This is a genomic window from Micromonospora sp. IBHARD003 (assembly GCF_056106285.1).
In genome coordinates this window covers 5241398-5261483 of sequence record NZ_JBWBBX010000001.1, presented here as the reverse complement: position 1 = coordinate 5261483, position 20086 = coordinate 5241398, and the positions used below count along the sequence as shown (strand labels likewise).

17 protein-coding genes are annotated in these 20086 nt (G+C 70.5%); 6 read left to right on the top strand and 11 right to left on the bottom strand.

What is annotated here, in order from left to right; translation table 11 throughout:
* Positions 1-34: 34 nt before the first annotated feature.
* On the top strand, positions 35-613 hold the full coding sequence (locus ACTWOL_RS23435; RefSeq protein WP_474301243.1) for a VanZ family protein: 579 nt from the start codon (positions 35-37) through the stop codon (positions 611-613).
* Between the two features lie 369 nt (positions 614-982).
* On the opposite strand, the gene ACTWOL_RS23430 is transcribed toward ACTWOL_RS23435, so the two are convergent.
* Positions 983-4294, bottom strand: coding sequence for a S8 family peptidase (locus ACTWOL_RS23430; protein WP_474298720.1), 3312 nt, complete (start codon positions 4292-4294; stop codon positions 983-985).
* A gap of 384 nt (positions 4295-4678) precedes the next feature.
* Positions 4679-5866: an adenosine deaminase gene (locus tag ACTWOL_RS23425; protein WP_474298719.1), complete on the bottom strand. Its 1188-nt coding sequence runs from the start codon at positions 5864-5866 to the stop codon at positions 4679-4681.
* Positions 5867-5981: 115 nt separating this feature from the next.
* Here ACTWOL_RS23425 and ACTWOL_RS23420 point away from each other — a divergent pair, with 115 nt between their 5' ends.
* On the top strand, positions 5982-6845 hold the full coding sequence (locus ACTWOL_RS23420; RefSeq protein ID WP_474298718.1) for an alpha/beta hydrolase: 864 nt from the start codon (positions 5982-5984) through the stop codon (positions 6843-6845).
* Positions 6846-6963: 118 nt separating this feature from the next.
* Here ACTWOL_RS23420 and ACTWOL_RS23415 read toward each other — a convergent pair whose 3' ends face one another.
* Complete coding sequence (locus tag ACTWOL_RS23415; protein WP_474298717.1) at positions 6964-8097, bottom strand: FAD-dependent oxidoreductase; 1134 nt, start codon at positions 8095-8097, stop codon at positions 6964-6966.
* A gap of 118 nt (positions 8098-8215) precedes the next feature.
* On the opposite strand from ACTWOL_RS23415, the gene ACTWOL_RS23410 reads away from it, so the two are divergent.
* Positions 8216-8797, top strand: coding sequence for a TetR/AcrR family transcriptional regulator (locus ACTWOL_RS23410; RefSeq protein WP_474298716.1), 582 nt, complete (start codon positions 8216-8218; stop codon positions 8795-8797).
* A 77-nt stretch (positions 8798-8874) separates the two neighbouring features.
* Here the strand turns inward: ACTWOL_RS23410 and ACTWOL_RS23405 are convergent, their stop codons facing one another.
* Complete coding sequence (locus tag ACTWOL_RS23405) at positions 8875-9771, bottom strand: LysR family transcriptional regulator (RefSeq protein WP_474298715.1); 897 nt, start codon at positions 9769-9771, stop codon at positions 8875-8877.
* Positions 9772-9890: 119 nt separating this feature from the next.
* On the opposite strand from ACTWOL_RS23405, the gene ACTWOL_RS23400 reads away from it, so the two are divergent.
* The 3 genes from ACTWOL_RS23400 to ACTWOL_RS23390 all read left to right on the top strand — a co-directional run bounded on the left by ACTWOL_RS23400 (position 9891) and on the right by ACTWOL_RS23390 (position 13185).
* Positions 9891-11183, top strand: a complete 1293-nt coding sequence (locus tag ACTWOL_RS23400) for an MFS transporter (protein ID WP_474298714.1) — start codon at positions 9891-9893, stop codon at positions 11181-11183.
* A gap of 209 nt (positions 11184-11392) precedes the next feature.
* On the top strand, positions 11393-12097 hold the full coding sequence (locus ACTWOL_RS23395; RefSeq protein ID WP_474298713.1) for a L,D-transpeptidase family protein: 705 nt from the start codon (positions 11393-11395) through the stop codon (positions 12095-12097).
* An 89-nt stretch (positions 12098-12186) separates the two neighbouring features.
* A complete protein-coding gene (locus tag ACTWOL_RS23390; protein WP_474298712.1) occupies positions 12187-13185 on the top strand; it encodes a sigma-70 family RNA polymerase sigma factor in 999 nt (332 codons plus the stop codon).
* Here ACTWOL_RS23390 and ACTWOL_RS23385 read toward each other — a convergent pair.
* From ACTWOL_RS23385 to ACTWOL_RS23355, 7 genes are all read right to left on the bottom strand, one after another.
* Entirely contained in the window at positions 13157-13489 is a 333-nt protein-coding gene (locus ACTWOL_RS23385) for an STAS domain-containing protein (protein ID WP_474298711.1), read from the bottom strand. The two genes, ACTWOL_RS23390 and ACTWOL_RS23385, sit on opposite strands and share 29 nt — an antisense overlap.
* A 58-nt stretch (positions 13490-13547) precedes the next feature.
* Complete coding sequence (locus ACTWOL_RS23380; protein WP_474298710.1) at positions 13548-14132, bottom strand: Uma2 family endonuclease; 585 nt, start codon at positions 14130-14132, stop codon at positions 13548-13550.
* A gap of 118 nt (positions 14133-14250) precedes the next feature.
* A complete protein-coding gene (locus ACTWOL_RS23375; protein ID WP_474298709.1) occupies positions 14251-15528 on the bottom strand; it encodes a thymidine phosphorylase in 1278 nt (425 codons plus the stop codon).
* Positions 15529-15685: 157 nt separating this feature from the next.
* On the bottom strand, positions 15686-16117 hold the full coding sequence (locus ACTWOL_RS23370) for a cytidine deaminase (RefSeq protein ID WP_474298708.1): 432 nt from the start codon (positions 16115-16117) through the stop codon (positions 15686-15688).
* Positions 16114-17385, bottom strand: a complete 1272-nt coding sequence (locus ACTWOL_RS23365) for an ABC transporter permease (RefSeq protein WP_474298707.1) — start codon at positions 17383-17385, stop codon at positions 16114-16116. Before ACTWOL_RS23365 ends, ACTWOL_RS23370 begins: the two co-directional genes overlap by 4 nt.
* Positions 17382-18491 (bottom strand): ABC transporter permease, encoded by a 1110-nt coding sequence (locus tag ACTWOL_RS23360; protein ID WP_474298706.1) that lies wholly within the window; start codon positions 18489-18491, stop codon positions 17382-17384. Before ACTWOL_RS23360 ends, ACTWOL_RS23365 begins: the two co-directional genes overlap by 4 nt.
* Positions 18488-19963, bottom strand: a complete 1476-nt coding sequence (locus ACTWOL_RS23355) for an ABC transporter ATP-binding protein (protein ID WP_474301242.1) — start codon at positions 19961-19963, stop codon at positions 18488-18490. The genes ACTWOL_RS23360 and ACTWOL_RS23355 overlap by 4 nt, the downstream gene beginning before the upstream one ends.
* Positions 19964-20086: the final 123 nt, after the last annotated feature.

Genomic DNA, 20086 nt, shown 5'->3' with positions numbered 1-20086 from the left:
AACCGATCCTGCCGATCGTGTCGTCTTGGGGGTCGTGCAGCGTCAAGGTTCGGGCGGCAGTGCCGCCATCCACTTCCGCGTGGCGGGGGGCGTCCTCCTCCTCGCGCATCTGGCACTCGTGGGATGGCTGACGCTTCGCCCCCTCGACGTGATGTGGGTGACGGCGGCGAATCTGGAGCCGTTCGCGGGCATCAAGGCGGATCTGGCGCTGGGTCCGGTGGAGGCGGCCCGCCGGATCGGCGAGGGGCTGCTGCTGCTCGCCCCGCTCGGGATACTGCTGCCGATGGCGGGCGGGCGGCTCACCGTGTCGCCCTGGGCTTCGATGACCCGTACGGTCGCGGCGGGCGCGCTGCTGTCGCTGGGCATCGAGCTGCTGCAGACCGGCGTGCCGGGGCAGGTCGTCGATGTGGACTCGCTGCTGCTGAACACGGCGGGTGTGGCGCTGGCCCATCTGATCGTCGTGCCCGCGGGCCGTGCCCGGCTGCGGCGCAGATGCCGGGCCGGCCGCTCCGCCGGCTCCGGTGACGAGCGCCAGGGGCGCGGCGCCCTGCTGCGGGAGGACACCTCGCAGGGGACGGCCCCGGCGATGCGCCGGATCGGGATCGCTCCCTGAGGGCTGCCCCGCGCTACCCGGCGGAACGGAGCCGGACCGCCGGCGAGGACCGCCGGGTCCATGTGCGGGCCGGCCTGGCCGCTCTGGTCACTGCCGGAAGACCCACACAGCGGGCAAGCCCCGGCCGGCGGACCGGGGCTTGCCCACAGAACAGGGTGCCTAGTGCCGTGACCGGATAGGTTCACCGGCTCGAGGCGCCCTGCACGGCGCCTCGCTGCGTTGTCGAGTCACCCGAGTACATCCAGTACAAGGGCGACCTCCCCCAGCCTCCGGCCGGGGGTACCCCCACCGCCTTGCGATCCACCGCACCGGACGCCGCGAGCTTCCCGGCAAACCTATCCGGCCACAGCACTAGGTGGTGGTGCGTGCCTACTTGGTGGTGCGGTAGGCGCTGTAGATCGTCTGCTTCACCGAGTTGCCGGCGGCGTCGGTGAGCGCTGCGCGCAGCGAGACGGTGCCGGGGCGGGCGGGGTGGCGCAGTTCGAGGCGGCTGCGGTCGACGACCTTGGCCGCCGTCCAGGTCCTGCCGTTGTCGTAGGACACGTCGAACGCCAGCTTGCGGGCTGTGCGTGCGGTGGCCGCGCCCTCGACCGTGAACGGGACCGCGAAGGACGTACCCGCCTTGGCCGTACTGGCCGTCCCCAGTTTGGGAGTGAAGCGGACCGCGGACAACGGCAGCCACTTCTGGGTGTCTCCCTCCACATGCGCGGAGGAGAAGGTCCACTCGGCGGTCACCCGGGTGCTCACGGCGGAAAGGGAGGCCGGACGGGAGACGTCGGTGGTGAGCCGGTAGGTGTGCTTCTCGGCGGGGAGGGTGTACGAATCGCCCGTCAGGGGCGTGTCCGAGGTGAACACCCTCTTGCCGTCGGCGTACAGGGCACTCGTGGCCTTGGTGTATCCCGAGATGCCCGCATGGCCGGCGCCGTCGGAGAACAGCGGCACACTGGCGGCGAAGGTGTCGCCGCGGCGGATCGCGCCCGATGCCTCCTCACCCGCGCTGTAGAGGTGCGGACCGAATACGCCGACATTGAAAGGCTGCGCGTACTCCTTGCCCGCTGTGTAGGACCTGGCCTCGTTGACCGTCTGGCGGCCCTCCCACACCGGCTCGCCGTTCGCGTCCGGAGCGCCGAACTGGTGCACGACGTACCACCACTTGACGCCCGGCAGCACGTAGTCGGTGACGGTGCGCGGCAGGGTGTACTCGTCCTGGGAGAAATCGAACCAGGCGTTCTTGGGTGTGAGCGGTGCGGCGCTGAGGCTGCCGGTCTTGCCCGCGGCCGGTGCGCCGATGGTGATTCCCAGCTTGGCGAAGTCCTTGCGCTTCAGGTTCACGGTGAACCCGGAGAGGGCGCCGGTACGGTTCCAGGCCGGACGGTAGTTCACATCACCGTGCTTCCACGTCCCGTTGTACTGTGCGAACGCCTCGCGTGCCGGCAGCCGGGCCCCGAGCTGTCCGACGCGCAGGTCCTCGAAGCTGCGCAGGATGTACGTGGTCGTGTGGCCCGCTCCGTCGATGTCGACGCCGTAGTTCAACGCGGCTTCGGTGTTCTTCGCCGCGCTGTCGGGCACGGTGATCCGGACCGGCTTCGCCTGCCGGGCGTCCATGACCACGGTGGTGTCCTTGGTCAGCGTGAACTTCGGATGCAGCAGCACGGCCAGCTTCCCTTCGGCGAGGCCGCCGGCTCCGGTGGAGACCCGGCCTTCGAGGGAGTAGCGGCCCTTGGCGAGGCGGACCGTGAACTCTCCGTCCGCGGGGTCGGAGTAGCTCCGCGAGAGGTGGCCGTCCAGGGCGAACACGCCCGTCTCGGAATCGCCGGTGGGCTTGCCGGACAGGTCCAGGTGCCTGACCGTGAGGTTGTACGACTCCTGCTCACGGACCACACCGATGGCGGTGCGCACGGTGGTGTCCCCGCCCGTCGCGGTAACGGAGCCACTGAACGGGCCGTCTACCGTGCCGGCGCGGGTGTCGGCGGTCACAGCGGCGGTCGCGGTGCCGCCCGCGGGGACAGTGAGCCGCTTCGGCGAGACGTCGAACATGCCCTCGGCGGCCGGCTTGCCGTCCTCACCGGCCGCCTTCGCGGTCAGGTCGAGGGTGACCGGCCCTTCACCGTCGTTGCGGTAGGTGATCTCCTTGGCGACCGGCTTGTCGTCGGCGTGCGGCCACTGGACGGTGCCGAAGCCCAGCGCGGGGCTGCTCGTCACCCGCTGCTTCGTGGCCCGCGTGATGTCGGTGCGGCCCGTACCCTGCGCGAACGCGGACAGACCGGCGGTCGGCACGGCGGAACCGGTGAGCGCGGCCTTGAGCCGCTCACCGGTCCAGTCCGGGTGCTGCTGGGCCAGGATCGCGGCGGCGCCCGCCACATGCGGGCTGGCCATCGACGTACCGCTCATCGCGACGTAGCCGTCGGCCTTCGCGGCGACGATGTCCACACCGGGTGCGGTGAGGTCAGGCTTGAAGGAGCCGTCGGCGGCGGGCCCCCGGCTGGAGAACTCCGCGATGGCGTCCGTCCGGTCCACCGCGCCCACGGTGAGCGCGGCGGCGGCACTGCCCGGGGAACCCATGGTGGCCGCGCCGGGACCGCTGTTGCCCGCGGAGACCACGAAGAGAGCGCCGGAGTCCGCCGACAACTCGTTCACGGCCTGCTCGAGCGGGTCGGTCTCCGGGGTGTCATCAGTGCCGAGACTGAGGTTGACCACCTTCGCGCCCTGGGCGACCGCCCACTGCATACCTGCGATGATGTCGGAGTCGTTGCCGAAACCGGAGTCGTCGAGCACCTTGCCGACGATGAGGCGGGACCCTGGCGCGACGCCCTTGTACTTCCCGCCCGACCGGGCCCCCGAGCCCGCGACGGTCGAGGCCACGTGCGTGCCGTGGCCCACGCGGTCCACCGTGTCCGCGGAGGCGGAGAAGTTCTTCGTGGTGCCGATGCGGTCCTTCAGGTCCGGGTGCGTGGCGTCCACCCCGGTGTCCAGCACCGCGACGGTGATCCCCTTGCCGTCGTAGCCCGCAGCCCAGGCACCCGGTGCGCCTATCTGGGCGGTACTGCGATCCAGGTTCGCCTTGACCTTGCCGTCCAGCCAGATCCTCTCGGCCTTCGGCGATGTGGTGGCCGCCGACGAGCGCGAGGCCGCACCGTTGCCGGTGAGGGTCCGCCACAGCGTCGCCGCCTCGGACTTGGGGGCCCGCAGAGCGTCACCGTTGACACTGGGCAGGTCCCGGGTGACCCGGGCACCGGAGTCCGACAGCGCACGTGCCGCAACGGAACGCCCCTTGGCGTAGGTGACGATGAGCCGCAGATCGGACCGCGAAGCGTCGTCGTAGCCCTGGCTCGCCAGCCGCGTCACGTCGAACAACCGCCGGTCGGCGGTGCCGTCCGCGATCAGCCGCCCCGCGTCCTGCGGCACGACGTGCGTATGACCGTCGGCAGCCTGGGAAATGCGGAATCCCATGCCTTCCCGGCCCTTGGCGGCCTTCACACCGACGACCCGTCCGGCAGAGTCGAGGGTCACCCTGTCGCCTGTGACGAGGGTGACCGTCTTCCCGGGGGCGTTGGACGCGGCACCGGACGCGAGCCCGGTTCCGGCCAGCGCGGGTGCCGGAACGAAACCGGCCGTACCGATGAGCAAGGCAGTCGTGACGAAGGCGACGGCGGCAGCCGTCGCCCGTCTCGTGTGCTTCAAAGCGTGCCTTCCTTTCCGGACACGGCGCAGCACCCGTGCCGGTGAGGGATGGCGTTGATCTGAAGCGGCAGAGGGGAACAGGAGCCGGTCCGCGTTGATGCGGTCGCCTCTTACCTGTCGGGCCGGGCCGCCGAGTTCCCGATTTTCCCCGACCGGTTTCCCCCGGCACGCCCGCACAGCGGCCGACCACCACCGCGCCCCTCGGCGGGTTCCGCCGCGGCACGGCGCTTCCTTCGCATCATGCTGTCCGGCAGGAGCGGTTCGCGGAACTGTCACGCGTCCGGGGCGGGTTCACGATCCGGCCGGGGTCAAGATCCGGCCGGGCTGGGAAGGGCCGGGCTGGGAAGGGCCGGCGCCGTGCCGCCGCCCTCCCCCGGCCCCCGCTCAGCTCTCGTCGCGCGCGCTCTCACTCGCCGTGGCGGTCTGCCGGAACAGCCATTCCGACTTCAGCTCCGCATAGCCGGGTTTGATGACGTCGCTGATCATCGCGAGGCGTTCGTCGAAGGGGATGAACGCGGACTTCATCGCATTGACGGTGAACCACTGCATGTCGTCGAGCGTGTAGCCGAACGTCTTGGTCAGGAGCTCGAACTCACGGCTCATGCTGGTGTTGCTCATCAGCCGGTTGTCGGTGTTGACGGTCGTACGGAAGTGCAGCCGCCTCAGCAGTCCGATCGGGTGTTCCTGGTACGAAGCCGCCGCGCCGGTCTGCAGATTGGACGTCGGGCACAGCTCCAGCGGGATGCGCTTGTCGCGTACGTAGGCGGCGAGACGGCCGAGCGTGACCGTGCCGTCGTCGGCGACCTCGATGTCGTCGATGATCCGTACGCCGTGGCCCAGCCGGTCGGCGCCGCACCACTGGAGCGCCTGCCAGATCGACGGCAGCCCGAAGGCCTCGCCGGCGTGGATGGTGAAGTGGTTGTTCTCGCGCTTGAGGTACTCGAAGGCGTCGAGGTGGCGGGTGGGCGGGAAGCCCGCCTCGGCGCCGGCGATGTCGAAGCCGACGACGCCCGAATCCCGGTAGCGGTTGGCGAGTTCGGCGATCTCCAAGGCGCGGGCCGCGTGCCGCATGGCGGTGAGGAGGGCGCCGACGCGGATGCGGTGGCCGTTCGCGCGGGCACGGCGTTCGCCTTCGCGGAAGCCCTCGTTCACGGCTTCGACGACCTCTTCGAGGGTCAGTCCCGCTTCGAGGTGCTGCTCGGGTGCGTAGCGCACCTCGGCGTAGACGACCCCGTCCTCGGCGAGGTCCTCGGCGCACTCGATGGCGACGCGTTTGAGTGCCTCGCGGGTCTGCATCACGGCGCAGGTGTGGGCGAAGGTTTCCAGATAGCGCTCCAACGAGCCGGAATCGGCGGCTTCGTGGAACCAGATGCCGAGCTTGTCGGGTTCGGTCTCCGGCAGCGACGCGTAGCCCGCGTCACGGGCGAGCTCGATGATCGTGCCGGGGCGCAGTCCACCGTCGAGGTGGTCGTGGAGGAGCACCTTCGGGGCACGGCGGATCTGGTCCGCGGTGGGCCCCTCGGGCCCGGGGGCCGTCCCCCGGGAGGACACGTGCGTGGTCTGGCTCTTCATTTCCGCACTGTAATCCCTACGCGCGTAGAGGGCCGCTACACGAATCACGCGTCGATACGTAACAGTGACCGTGCGGCCGGGTGGAGTACACGTGTACTTCTGAGACTGTTCTGTCATGGCACACCACGCACTGCCCCGCTGGTGGGGGCGTTCGGCCGACAGGGCCGGAGCGGCGCGGGCCCGTCCGGGGGCGAACGCGGCACAAGGAAGCGGGGCGGCGGCCGCGAGGCTGGGCCGGCCGGTCCGGGGAGTGGCGCCGGGGCCGGCCGCGCCGGATGGCGCCGTGAGCGGGGTGGTGCTCCTGCTGCCCGACGGGGAGCCGGAGTCGGCGCGCGGCCCTTCGACGGTGTCGCACGCGTCCGCGCTGCCGCTGGCCCGCTCACTGGCACGGGCGGGACAGCAGGACGGTCTGGTGGCACATGTCGTGCGCTACCGCGGCCGCGGCTGGAACGGCCCGGACGCGCGGCTCGCACAGGACGCGGTCTGGGCGGCGGACGAGGTGGTACGGCGGTACGGGGACGTCCCGGTCTGTCTCGCCGGTCATGGCATGGGCGGCCGGGCCGCGCTGCATGCCGCCGGGCACGCCGCCGTCAACTCCGTGCTGGCTCTTGCCCCTTGGCTGCCGGAAGACGATGTCGCGGCGCGCCCCGAACCGGTGAAGCAGCTCACGGGCCGCCAGGTCCTCATCGTTCACGGCACCAATGACGCCCGTATCGATCCCGAGCTCTCCTACCGGCTGGCCGAGCGGGCCAAGAAAGCCAACCGGGACACCTGCCGCTTCGAGGTGCACTCGGACGGCCATGCCCTGCGCCAGTACAAGGAGGAAGTCCAGGCCCTGGCCGCGGACTTCGTTCTCGGCGCGCTCTTCTCGCGGGCGTTCGCCCGCCCGGTGGCGGACGCCCTGGCGGCGCCGCCGCCGCTGGGTCTGAGGATGCCGCTGGCGGCGGGCTTCGGACGGTCGCTTCGGCACCGGCGCTGACGGGGTGGCTCCCGGATCCTTCCGGGAGCCGGGACGGACCGCACCGTATACGGGCGGCTTCCCGTCGCATCGCTGCAGGTGGCCCGCCCCCGGACCCCGTGGGACGCGGTAAGGGGGCTCACCGGTAGTCGAGTTCGGCGAGCTCGGTGGCGAGCCTCCTGGGCAGACCGGTGAAGCGGCCGAGCAGTAGGAGGGCCGTATTGCGCACGGTGCGCGCGACGGCACCGCGCACGGTGGCGACACGGGTCATGCGGTGGGTGAAGGCGACGACGCGCTCGGCGACCGGCCGGCGCTGCGCCTCGTAGCCGTCGAGCCGTCCGGTGGCGAAGGCCGTTCCGAGGGCGTACCCGTCCTGGATACCGGTGTTCATGCCCTGGCCGCCTGCGGGGCTGTGCACATGGGCCGCGTCCCCGGCGAGCAGCAGGTGGCCGTTGCGGTAGCGGTCGGCGACCCGGTGGTGCACACGGAAGCGTGAGGACCACACCAGTGTGTCGATCCGGGCCTGGCCGGGAGCGCGTTGATCCATCAGGCGCTGGACGCAGGCGGCATCGGGGGTGACCGGCGCGTCGTCGGCGGTGGCGACGACGCGGTAGCGGCCGCCGGGCAGCGGCGCGACCACGAGGAGGCCGGTCGCACTGAAGGTCAGGGAGGTCTCGGCGGGACCCGGGGCCCAGTCCATCACGACGTCCGCGAGGACGAAGGACTCGTCGTAGCTGCTTCCGGTGAAGCCGATGCCCGCCGACTCCCGGACGACGCTGTGCATGCCGTCGGCGCCCACGGCGTAGCTCGCGCGCAGCTTCTCGCCGTTGCTCATGACGAGCTCCGCACCGTCGTCGTCCTGGGTCACCGAGGCGACCTCGCAGGGCCGGTGCACCTCGCCGCCCAGCTCGCGCAGCCGGTCGAGCAGCACGGCCTCGGTCTCGTACTGGGGGACCATCAGCGTGTACGGGTGCGGGGTGGGCAGCCCGTCGAAGGGGACGGTGAGCAGACGGCGCGCGCCGTCGCGGACGGCGAACCTGGTCAGCTTCACTCCGCGGGCGATCAGTTCGGACGAGGCGCCGAGCTCGTCCAGGACCTCCAGGGTGCGGGCGTGGACGACGGCGGCGCGGGAGGTGTTCGCTCCTTCCGCCTGCTTGTCCAGGAGGACGAAGTCGATGCCCGCACGAGCGAGGGTCACGGCCAGCGCGAGGCCGGTGGGGCCGGCGCCGACGATGGCGACCTCGGTACGGGTGGGAAGTGCGCTGGTGGTCATGGCGGGGCTCCGCATCCTGTCCGGTCGTCGAATGCCAACGCGTGTTGGCCATCGCTTGTTGGCATGGTGCGCCCACCCGCACTGGAAAGTCAACAGCCGTTGGCCTACATTTGTTGGCATGACACGACAGACGGCGGACACGCCCCCGGCGCGGCGCTCCGACCACACGAGGGCGGCGATCCTCGACGCGGCGCGCAGACAGTTCGCCGCGCACGGATACGAACGCACCACGATCCGCGCCGTCGCCGCCGACGCCGGTATCGACCCGTCGATGGTGATGCGCTACTACGGCAGCAAGGCCGGGCTCTTCGACGCCGCGCTGGACATCGATCTGCGCCTTCCCGACCTCACCGGTGTCGCGGCCCCCGATCTGGCACGCGTGATGGTGCGCCACTTCCTGGCCCGCTGGGAGGGCGATCCGGCCGACGACGCCCTGCTCGTCCTGCTGCGCTCGGCGGTGACCAACGAGCACGCCGCGGAGCGCATGCACCGGATCTTCGCCGCCCAGGTCGCCCCGGCTCTCGCGGCCGTCATCGGACCGGAGCGGGCCGCGACCCGCGCGGGTCTGGTGTCGGCGCAGCTGCTCGGTCTCGGCCTGTCCCGCTATCTGCTGCGCCTGCCGGCGGTCACCGCGCTGACCCCGGAGGAGATCGAGAACGGCCTCGCGCCCGCGATCCAGGCCACTCTCGGCGCGGGGTGAGCGAATCCGGGACCCCGGGACCCCGGGACTCAGCCCCGGCAAGGCCGCGAACGGCATGCACAGGCTCACGCGGCCGCTCAGTCCGGCAGCAGATTGCCCCTGCGCGACAGCAGGAACTTCTTGAACGCCGCCACCGGGGGCGTGTCCGGATGACCGTCCAGCCAGGCGACTCCGATCTCGCGTACCGCGCGCGGAGCCGTCACCGTCAGCTCGACGATGCCCGGACGGGGGACGGGCGGGGGCGGCAGCAGGGCCACCCCGAGTCCTGCGGCGACCAGTCCGCGCAGGGTCTCCGCCTCCTCCCCCTCGAAGGCGACACGGGGCGTGAAGCCCGCCTCTGCGCAGAGGGCGTCGGTGATGCGGCGCAGTCCGTAACCCGGCTCCAGGGTCACGAAGGTGTCGTCCGCCGCCTCCGCGAGCCGGATGCGCTTGCGCGTGGCGAGCCGGTGGTCGTCGGGGACGACGAGCCGCAGCCGCTGCTCGTCGAGGCGCCGCGCCACCAGGTCGGGCGCGTCCGGCACCGGGGAGGTGAGACACAGGTCCAGGTCACCCGCGCGCAGCCGCTCGATCATCGCCTCGCCGTAGTTCTGGACGAGCGTGAAGCGGACGCGCGGGTGGTCGACGCGGAAGGCCCGGATGAGTTCGGGGACGGTCTCGGTGCCCATGGTGTGCAGAAAGCCGAAGGCGATCTTGCCGGCGGACGGGTCCGCGTCGGCGCGTACCGACTCGGCAGCCCGCTCGACCTCGGCCAGGGCGCGTTCGACGGCGGTGAGGAAGGCGCGGCCCGCCGGGGTCAGCGAGACCGTGCGGCCCTTGCGGGCGAACAGCGCGACACCGAGGTCCTCTTCGAGCCGGACCATGGCCCGCGACAGGGTGGACTGGGGGACGGCGAGTTCCTGTGCGGCCCTGGTCACATGCTCGTGGCGGGCGACTCCCGCGAAGTACGCGAGACGCGGAGCGAGCAGCAACCGCATGTCTTCTTCGTAACTGTTCGGTGACACCCGAGGCCGTGAGCTGTAGTCATGCACCATGGGAACGATTAAAGCCGTTCCATGCATTGGACGCATCAAAAGCGGACGCCTACCTTCGGGGTATGCCTTCCGCCAGTACCGGGGCACCCACAGCCGTGGGTGCCCTCACCTCGTCGTCCCGTCAGCTCGCCCCGGGTGCGCCCGGCTACCGCCGCATGAGCTTCGCGCTCTTCGCCGTGGGTGTCGCGGCCTTCGCCCTCCTCTATTCCACCCAGGCCCTTCTCCCCGCCATCTCCGCGGACTTCGGGGTCACCGCGAGCGCGGCCAGCTGGACGGTGTCGGCGTCCACCGCGGCACTGGCCCTGTGCGTCCTTCCGCTGAGTGCGCTGTCCGAGCGCTTCGGCCGGGTGCGGCTGATGACGGTGTCGCTGGTGGTCGCGGTGGCGGTCGGTCTGCTGGTGCCGCTCGCACCGAACCTCGAGTGGCTCGTGGCACTGCGAGCGGTGCAGGGTGCGGCACTCGCCGGTCTGCCCGCCTCGGCGATGGCTTATCTCGCCGAGGAGGTGCGGCCGAAGGCACTGGTCGCGGCGATCGGCCTGTTCGTGGCGGGCAACAGCATCGGCGGCATGAGCGGACGGATCGTCACCGGCTGGGTCGCGCAGCTGTGGGGCTGGCGCGCGGCGCTCGCAGCGGTCGGTGTGATGGCCCTGGTGTGCGCGTGCGTCTTCCGGCTGATGCTGCCGCGGGCGCGGCACTTCACCGCCGGCTCGCTGAGTCCGCGTGCGCTGGCGGGCACCGTCCGCGGGCATCTGTCCGACCCGCTGCTGATGCGGCTCTACGGAATCGGCGCCCTGTTCATGACCGTCTTCGGCGCGGTCTACACGGTGATCGGCTACCGGCTGGTCGGTGAGCCCTTCGGCCTCTCCCAGGGTGTCATCGGCTCCGTCTTCCTGGTGTACCTGGTCGGTACGGTCTCCTCGGCCGCCGCCGGAGGGCTGGTCGGCCGGATGGGCCGGCGAGGTGCGCTCTACCTCGCGGTCGGTACGACGACGGCGGGACTGCTGCTCTCGCTCGCGGACTCGCTGGCCGCCGTGCTCACCGGCCTGGTCCTGATCACCGCCGGCTTCTTCGCGGGCCACGCGGTCGCCTCGTCCTCGGTGAGCCGCACCGCCAAGACCGGCCGTGCGCAGGCGTCCGCGCTGTACCAGTCGGCGTACTACCTGGGCAGCAGCGCGGGCGGCACGCTCGGAGCGATCGCCTTCCACTCCGGCGGCTGGGCCGGCACGGTCCTGCTGGGGCTGCTCGCCGTCCTCGGCGTCGTGTCGATCACGCTGTACGGGTCGTACGCGGCCCGCGCGGCACAGCAGCAGCAGCGGCCGCGGCCGGCGCTCGCCACCGCGGCGGCACGCCACTGAACCGCCCCTCCGCACACGGCTGAACGACCACGCGGGTACGCGCCGAGCCCCGCGACTGCCGCCCCAGGGGCTCCTGAGGCCCCTGGGGCGGCAGTCGCCGGCGGCGGCCGGTTCGCGGAAATCCACGCACGTTTCCTACAACCGCAGCTCCCCCGTACGCGTCCATAGGTCAGAGCAAGCGCACTGCGCGTACTGGGGAGTTGGTGACCGTGGAACATGTAAGGACCATGCGGAGACGGGGCCTCGTGGCCCTCGGCATCAGCGGAATGCTGGTGCCCCTGACCCTCACGATCGGCGCCGCACCGGCCCAGGCGGCGTCGTGCACCACGTCGACGGGGCCGTACCAGACGCGGGTCGAGAGGTTCCTGGGCCGCCCCGTCGACGGACGGCAGTCGGCCGCCGACTGCAAGGCGATCCAGAACTTCCAGCGGGCGCACGGCATCACGCCGACGATCGGCTACGCGGGCCCGCTCACCTGGCGCACGATGAACACGATGCTGGCGCAGCGGGCGGCGGGCCGGACCCCCAACAAGGCGGGCAAGTGCCCGACGAACAAGGGCCGGATCGCCTGTGTCGACCTCACCCGGCAGCTCAGCTGGATCCAGGACGGGGCACGGCTGAAGTACGGGCCGGTGCCGGTGCGGACCGGGCGGGACGGCGCGGAGACCCGCACCGGTGCGAAGAAGGTCTACTACCGCAGCATCAAGCACTGGTCGACGATCTACAAGGTGTGGATGCCGTACTCGCAGTTCTTCGACGGCGGGCAGGCCTTCCACTCGGTCACCAAGAGCATGTACAACCCTCCGGGTTCCGGCGGCTGCGTCAATATGCGACCGGCGGACGCGAAGGCGTACTGGAACCTGCTGAAGAACGGGGACGACGTCTACGTCTACGGGCGCAAGCCCGGGACCTGAGCCCGTTGTCAGTCCCCTCCTGTAGCGTCCGAAGAGCTGGTGGAGAGGCCGGCATGGGCCGGTACGGACGGCGACAGAGGGTGGACCCGATGACTGATCCGGCGACGACGCAGGACCTTGAATCCCGGCTGGAGCGGCACCGGACGGAGCTGACCGGCTACTGCTACCGCATGCTGGGCTCCGCCTTCGAAGCGGAGGACGCCGTCCAGGACACGATGGTGCGCGCCTGGAAGAGCTTCGAGAAGTTCGAGGGAAGATCGTCTCTGCGTTCGTGGCTGTACCGGATCGCCACGAACGTGTGCCTGGACATGCTGAACGCGGGCAACCGCCGGGCCCGCCCGATGGACCTGTCGGCCCCCACGCCGGTGGCCCAGGCCCAGCTCAACGCCCGTCCGGAGATCACCTGGCTGGAGCCGGTGCCGGACGGGCGGGTGCTGCCTTCGGTGGCCGACCCCGCCGACAGGACCGTCGAGCGGGAGTCGATCCGGCTCGCGTTCGTCGCGGCGCTGCAGCATCTGCCGCCCAAGCAGCGCGCCGTGCTCATTTTGCGGGAGGTGCTGGCCTGGAAGGCCGCCGAGGTCGCCGAGCTGCTGGGCACCTCCGTCGCCTCGGTCAACAGCGCCCTCCAGCGCGCCCGCGCCACCCTCGCCGACCACGGTCCCGCGGAGTCCGACCCGGCCGACTCGCTGGACGAGGAGCAGCAGCGGCTCCTCGAGCGCTATGTCGCCGCCTTCGAGGGATACGACATGAAGGCACTGACGGCGCTGCTGCACGAGGACGCGACCATGTCCATGCCGCCGTACGACCTGTGGCTGCGCGGCCACGACGACATCGTGGGCTGGATGCTGGGCGTGGGCGAGGTCTGCCGGGGCTCCCGGCTGCTGCCGACCGTGGCGAACGGCTCCCCGGCCTTCGCGCAGTACCACCCGATAGCGTCCGGCGAGGGGTACGAGCCCTGGTCGCTGATCGTCCTGGAGGTCAGGGACGGCAAGGTCGGCGGCATGGACTTCTTCCTGGACACCAAGCGCTGGTTCCCGCTGTTCGGGCTGCCGCTGCGGCTCAGCGCGGAGGCGGAGGCGGAGGGCTGAGGGCGGTCTCGACGCCTGGCTCGTCCTCACCGAGGCCGACCAGTTCCAGCAGCCCCAGCAGCTCAGGCCCGGCGTTGCGCAGCCTCAGCTCCCGGCCCAGGCGGCGAGCGGTGAGCCGCAGCCGGGCGACGGCGTCGACGGCGGCGAGGTCGGCCACGGCGAGCCGGGCGGCATCGCAGACGACCTCCCCCGGCCCGTCCCGGGTTTCGGCACCGGCCCGCAGCCGTGCGCACAGCAGGGGCACATCGGCCGGGGTGATGCGGCCGGTGAGTTCGAGAACGAGGGGCTGCCGAGTGCTGTCCACATGGGATCTGACCGGTGTGGGGGCGACAACTCATCGCCGGAAGGGGCGACGGGCACCCTCAGTCGGCGGGGAAGGCGCTGGTGTCGATCGTCAGGTCGAAGGGTTGGGGCAGGTGGATGTCCTCGCCGTACTTCACCGTGTCGAGGACGCGGTACATCCCGTTCCTCGGCTCCCCGTAGAGCGTCGCGGTGGGGCGACCGGAATGCCAGCTGTCGAGCAGCAGGTACAGCGGCACTCCCGCCGTCGCACAGCCGTGCAGCTTTTCGACCCGGTCGTGATTCGCGTTGGACCTCGAGGTGATCTCGACGACCAGCTCGGCCGCAGCTGCCGGGATATCGTGCCCGGACCCGCCGAGGGCGGACCGGGGCGCCACGACCAGATCCGGGATGAACATCCCCAGGCGGGACGGGATGGCGACGGCGAGAGTCTGGTAGATGCCCCAATCCCCAGGAATCACCCCGTACAGGCGGCGCTGAACCAAGTCGGCGACGCTGTTGTGGCTATTGGCGGGCGTAGGTGACACGGTGACGATCCCCTCGATGATCTCCACCTTGCAGCCCTCGGGTGCATCCGTCTCATCCCAGAGACGGACGAGATCGTCCCAGCCCTGACCGGGCTCGGTTTCGACGGTGAGTGCGCTCACGGCGGTCTCCTCTGCTGGTGCGTCACCGATCCCAGCATGCCGAACGGGACCGGCGGGGGTCCACCGGTCCCGTTCACCCGAAAGAGCCACAGGCATATGCGGGCACGCCCGCCTCAGATCACGCGATGCGGTCCAGCACGATCGGGTTCGCCGTGAACTCGGTGTCCGAAGCGGCGACGTCGAACGAGCCCTCCAGGGACTCCAGGGCGTACGCGAACTTCTCCGGCGTGTCCGTGTGGAGGGTCATCAGGCGCTGGCCCGCCGTCACCGGCTCGCCGGGCTTCGCGTGCAGCTCGATGCCCGCGCCCGCCTGCACCGGGTCCTCCTTGCGCGCGCGACCCGCGCCCAGGCGCCAGGCGGCGACACCGACGTCGTAGGCGTCGAGGCGGGTGAGGACACCCGACGACGGCGCGGTGACCACATGCTGCTCACGGGCCACGGGAAGCTCGGCGTCCGGGTCACCGCCCTGCGCGGCGATCATGCGGCGCCAGACGTCCATCGCGGAGCCGTCGGCAAGGGCCTTCGCCGGGTCGGCGTCCTTGATGCCGGCCGCGACGAGCATCTCCTGGGCCAGGGCCACGGTGAGGTCGATGACGTCCTGGGGCCCGCCGCCCGCGAGCACCTCGACGGACTCGCGGACCTCGAGGGCGTTGCCCGCGGTCAGGCCGAGCGGCGTGGACATGTCGGTGAGCAGGGCGACGGTCTTGACCCCGTGGTCGGTGCCGAGGCCGACCATCGTGGAGGCGAGCTCGCGCGCGTCCTCGATGTTCTTCATGAAGGCGCCGGAGCCGACCTTGACGTCCAGGACCAGCGAGCCCGTGCCCTCGGCGATCTTCTTGGACATGATCGAGGAGGCGATCAGCGGGATGGCCTCGACGGTGCCCGTGACATCGCGCAGCGCGTAGAGCTTCTTGTCGGCCGGGGCGAGACCGTCGCCGGCCGCGCAGATGACCGCGCCGGTGGTGTCGAGGACGTTCAGCATCTCCTCGTTGGACAGCAGCGCCCGCCAGCCGGGGATGGACTCCAGCTTGTCCAGGGTGCCGCCGGTGTGGCCGAGTCCGCGGCCGGACAGCTGCGGCACGGCCGCCCCGCAGGCCGCGACGAGCGGGGCCAGCGGCAGCGTGATCTTGTCGCCGACACCGCCGGTGGAGTGCTTGTCTGCCGTCGGCCGGGACAGCGAGGAGAAGTCCATGCTCTCGCCGGACGCGATCATCGCGGCGGTCCAGCGGGCGATCTCGGCCCGGTTCATGCCGTTGAGCAGGATCGCCATGGCCAGCGCCGACATCTGCTCGTCGGCGACCTCGCCGCGGGTGTACGCGTCGATGACCCAGTCGATCTGCTCGGGGGTGAGTTCGCCTCGGTCACGTTTGGTGCGGATGACGGAGATGGCGTCCATGTGCTGGGGTCCTTCCAGGAACGAACCAGTGTGGTGCGAGAGATACGAAGAGTGCGCGCACGGCGCGTGGCGTACGCAGACCGAGTGGCGTACGGAAACTGTGCGGTGTACGGAAACTGTGCGGCCCCTCCGCCGGGAGCGGAGGGGCCGCGGGGGTCTAGCCGAGCTTCTCAGGGCCCAGCTGCTCCGGGCCGAAGGCCAGGGGCAGCATCTCGGCCAGCGTGAGGATGCCCTTGGCGGTCTCCAGCAGTAGCCCAGGCCCGCCGAACTCGTACAGCAGCTGGCGGCAGCGACCGCACGGCATCAGTACGTCGCCGTTGCCGTCCACGCAGGTGAAGTGCGTGAGCCGGCCGCCACCAGTGGCCTGCAGCTGCGAGACCAGGCCGCATTCGGCACAGAGCGAGAGCCCGTACGAGGCGTTCTCGACATTGCAGCCGATGACCGTGCGGCCGTCGTCGACCCGGGCGGCCGCGCCGACCGAGAAGCCCGAGTAGGGGGCGTACGCGCGGGACATCGCGTCCCGCGCGGACTCCCGCAGGGCCTCCCAGTCGAAGGGCTCGGCGGCGTCGGGGCCCGGGGCGGACGTCACTTGCCCTGGCCCTTCTTGTAGGGCATTCCGTCCGCCTTGGGCATGCGCAGCCGTTGCGCCGACAGTGCGAGCACCAGCAGCGTCGTGACGTACGGCGCCGCGTCCACGAACTGGCTCGGCAGCGTGCTCGTCAGCGAGTACCAGGCGAACATCAGAGCCGAGACGCCCAGGCAGATCGCGGCCTGCCAGTGCTTCTTCTTGTACAGCTGCCAGGCGAAGGCGAGCACCAGCAGGATGCCGAGGAACAGAAGCATGGCGTGGACGTTCTCGGCGCCACCGCGCAGCTTGAGGCTGTCGGTGAAGCCGAAGAGCCCGGCGCCCAGCGCCAGCCCGCCCGGCATCCAGTTACCGAAGATCATCGCGGCGAGACCGATGTAGCCGCGGCCGCCGGTCTGGCCCTCCTGGTAGATGCCCGTGGAGACGATGGCGAGGAAGGCACCGCCGAGGCCGGCCATGCCGCCGGAGACGATCACCGCGATGTACTTGTACTTGTAGACGTTGACACCGAGGGACTCGGCGGCGACGGGGTTCTCACCGCAGGACCGCAGCCGCAGGCCGAAGCCGGTGCGCCACAGGATCCACCAGGTCGCGGGGACCAGCAGGAGCGCGACGACGGTCAGCAGGGACAGGTTGGTGACCAGACCGCCGAGCACACCCGCGAGGTCGGACACGAAGAACCAGTGCTTGGCCTGGAGATCGGCCAGTGCGTCGGAGAGCCCGGGGATGGTGATGTCGGCGATCTGCTCGATGCGCGGGGACTGCTTGGAGGAGCCGCCCTCGGCCTCGGCGAAGGTGAACTCCGAGATGTAGCGGGTGACACCGACGGCGAGGATGTTGATGGCCACACCGGAGACGATGTGGTTCACGTTGAACGTCACCGTCATGATCGCGTGCAGCAGACCGCCGATCGCGCCGCCGGCGATGCCCAGCAGGACACCGGTCCACGGGCCCCACTGGTAGCCGGCCCAGGCGCCGAACCAGGTGCCGAGGATCATCATGCCCTCGAGACCGATGTTGACCACACCGGCCCGCTCGGCCCACAGACCGCCCAGACCGGCGAGACCGATGGGCACGGCCAGCTGGAGCGCGCCGGACACCTGGCCGACGGAGGTGAGGTCGTTGGCGCCGCTGATCACCCGGACCAGCGAGAACAGGGCGAGACCGCCGGCGATCATGAGCATGATCACAGGCAGGGACAGCTTGCGGCTTCCGCCGTTCTTCTTCGGCGCGATCGCCGCGGCCGAGACGGTGCTGGTGGACTCGCTCATGCCGCGACCCCCTCCTTCTTCTTGCGGGCCTGGGCGGCAAGCTGCTCGCCGACCTTCTGCTGCTGGCGGCGCAGCCCGTACTGGCGGACGAGTTCGTACGAGACGACCACGGCGATCACGATGAGACCCTGCATGATCATGGCGATCTCCTTCGGATAGCCCTCGAGGCCGAGGCCTTCCGCGGTCTTCTCCAGGAAGGAGATGAGCAGGGCGGCGAAGAAGATGCCGAGAGGGCTGTTACGGCCCAGCAGCGCGATGGTGATGGCGGTGAAGCCGACACCGACCGGGAAGCTCAGGCTGTAGGTGTGGGTCTGGCTCAGCAGCATCGGCATGCCGGAGAGACCCGCGACCGCGCCGGAGATCAGCATCGCGGTCATGACCATCTTCTTCGCGTTGACACCACTCGCCTGGGCCGCGGACTCGCTGGCGCCGGTGGCGCGCAGGTCGAAGCCGAAGCGCGTGCGGTTGAGCACGAACCAGTAGACGATGCCGAGCGCGAAGGCGACGAAGGTGAAGCCGTAGACGCTGCCGCCCTCGAGCTCCAGGCCCGGGAACCAGCCGGACTCGGCGATCGTGCCGGTGGTCAGGTCGTTGGAGCCCTTCTCCTGCACACCGAAGTTGGCGGGCAGGATCATCCACGCGATAAGGCTGGTCGCGATGGCGTTCAGCATGATCGTGGAGACGACCTCGCTGACCCCGCGGGTCGTCTTGAGAATGCCCGCGATACCGGCCCAGAGCGCGCCGACGAGCATCGCGACGATCATGATCAGCAGGACGTGCAGCGGCGCGGGAAGCTCCACGGCGGCACCGACGACGGCCGCGAGCATGACCGCGAGGCGGTACTGGCCGTCGACGCCGATGTTGAAGAGGTTCATCCGGAAGCCGATGGCGACGGCGAGCGCGGCGAGGTAGTAGATGCCGGTCTGGTTGATGATCAGCACCTGGACATCGGTGAACTCGACCTGCTCCACCATGAGGGAGTACGGCTTGAAGGGGTCGAGCCCCGAGACGACCAGTACGACCGAAGTGAGCAGGAAGGCCACGACCAGGGCGAGCGCCGGGCCGGCGATGCCGAGGAGCAGCCGGTCCTTGTCGAACTTCTTCATCGGCCCTCACCGTTCTCGTAGTGCTCAAGGTGGCCGGTGGCAGCGCCGGTCATGGCCGAGCCCAGCTCCTCCGGAGTGATCGTGGCAGGGTCGGCGTCCGCGACCAGTCGGCCGCGGTACATCACCCGCAGGGTGTCGGAGAGCCCGATGAGCTCGTCCAGGTCGGCGGAGATCAGCAGCACTGCGAGACCCTCACGGCGGGCCTCGCGGATCTGGTCCCAGATCTGCGCCTGCGCGCCGACGTCCACACCGCGCGTGGGGTGGGCGGCGATGAGCAGCTTGGGCGCGTGGCTCATCTCGCGGCCGACGATCAGCTTCTGCTGGTTGCCGCCGGACAGGGAGGCCGCGGTGACCTCGATACCGGGGGTGCGGACGTCGTACTCGCGCACGATCCGCTCGGTGTCCTTGCGGGCGGCCTTCAAGTCGAGCACGCCCCGCTTGCTGTTGGGGCGCTCGGTCACATGGCCGAGGATACGGTTCTCCCAGAGCGGGGACTCCAGCAGCAGACCGTGCCGGTGGCGGTCCTCGGGGATGTAGCCGATGCCGTCCTCGCGGCGCTTGCGGGTCGGCACGTGCGAGATGTCCCTGCCGTCGAGGGTGATCACACCGCCGTCCGGGTCGCGCATGCCCATCAGGGCCTCGATCAGCTCGGTCTGGCCGTTGCCCTCGACGCCGGCGATGCCCATGACCTCGCCCTTGTGGATGGTGAAGCCGATACCGGCGAGGACCTCGCGGACGACGCCCTCGGGGTCGGTCTCGGCCAGCCGCAGATTGTCGACCTTCAGCATCGGCACATTGGTGACCGTGGAGTCGCGGGTCTCCGGCGAGGGCAGCTCGCTGCCGACCATCAGCTCGGCGAGCTGCTTGGGCGTGGTGGTGCGCGGGTCGGCGGTGCCGACCGTGGTGCCGCGGCGGATGACGGTGATGTCGTCGGCGACGGACAGCACCTCACCCAGCTTGTGGGAGATGAAGATGACGGTGAGGCCCTCGGCCTTGAGCTCGCGCAGGTTGGCGAAGAGGGCGTCGACCTCCTGCGGCACGAGCACGGCGGTCGGCTCGTCGAGGATGAGGGTGCGGGCGCCCCGGTAGAGGACCTTGAGGATCTCCACGCGCTGGCGGTCGGCGACGCCGAGCTGCTCGACCAGGACGTCCGGGCGGATGTTCAGCCCGTACGCGTCCGAGATCTCCTTGATCTTCTTGCGGGCCCTGCCACCGATGCCGTACAGCTTCTCGCCGCCGAGAACGACGTTCTCCAGCACGGTGAGGTTGTCGGCCAGCATGAAGTGCTGGTGGACCATGCCGATACCGGCCGCGATGGCGTCGGCCGGGCTGTGGAAGCCGACCTGTGCGCCATCGATCGTGATCGTGCCCTCGTCCGGCTTCTGCATGCCGTAGAGGATCTTCATCAGGGTCGACTTGCCGGCACCGTTCTCACCGACGAGGGCGTGGACCGTGCCCCTGTGGATCGTGATGTCGATGTCGTGGTTGGCGACGACGCCTGGGAAGCGCTTGGTGATACCGCGCAGTTCTACAGCAGCAGCCGGCGGCGTTGACGGACTGGACGCGTTGATGACGCACTCTCCTTGGCGAGAGAA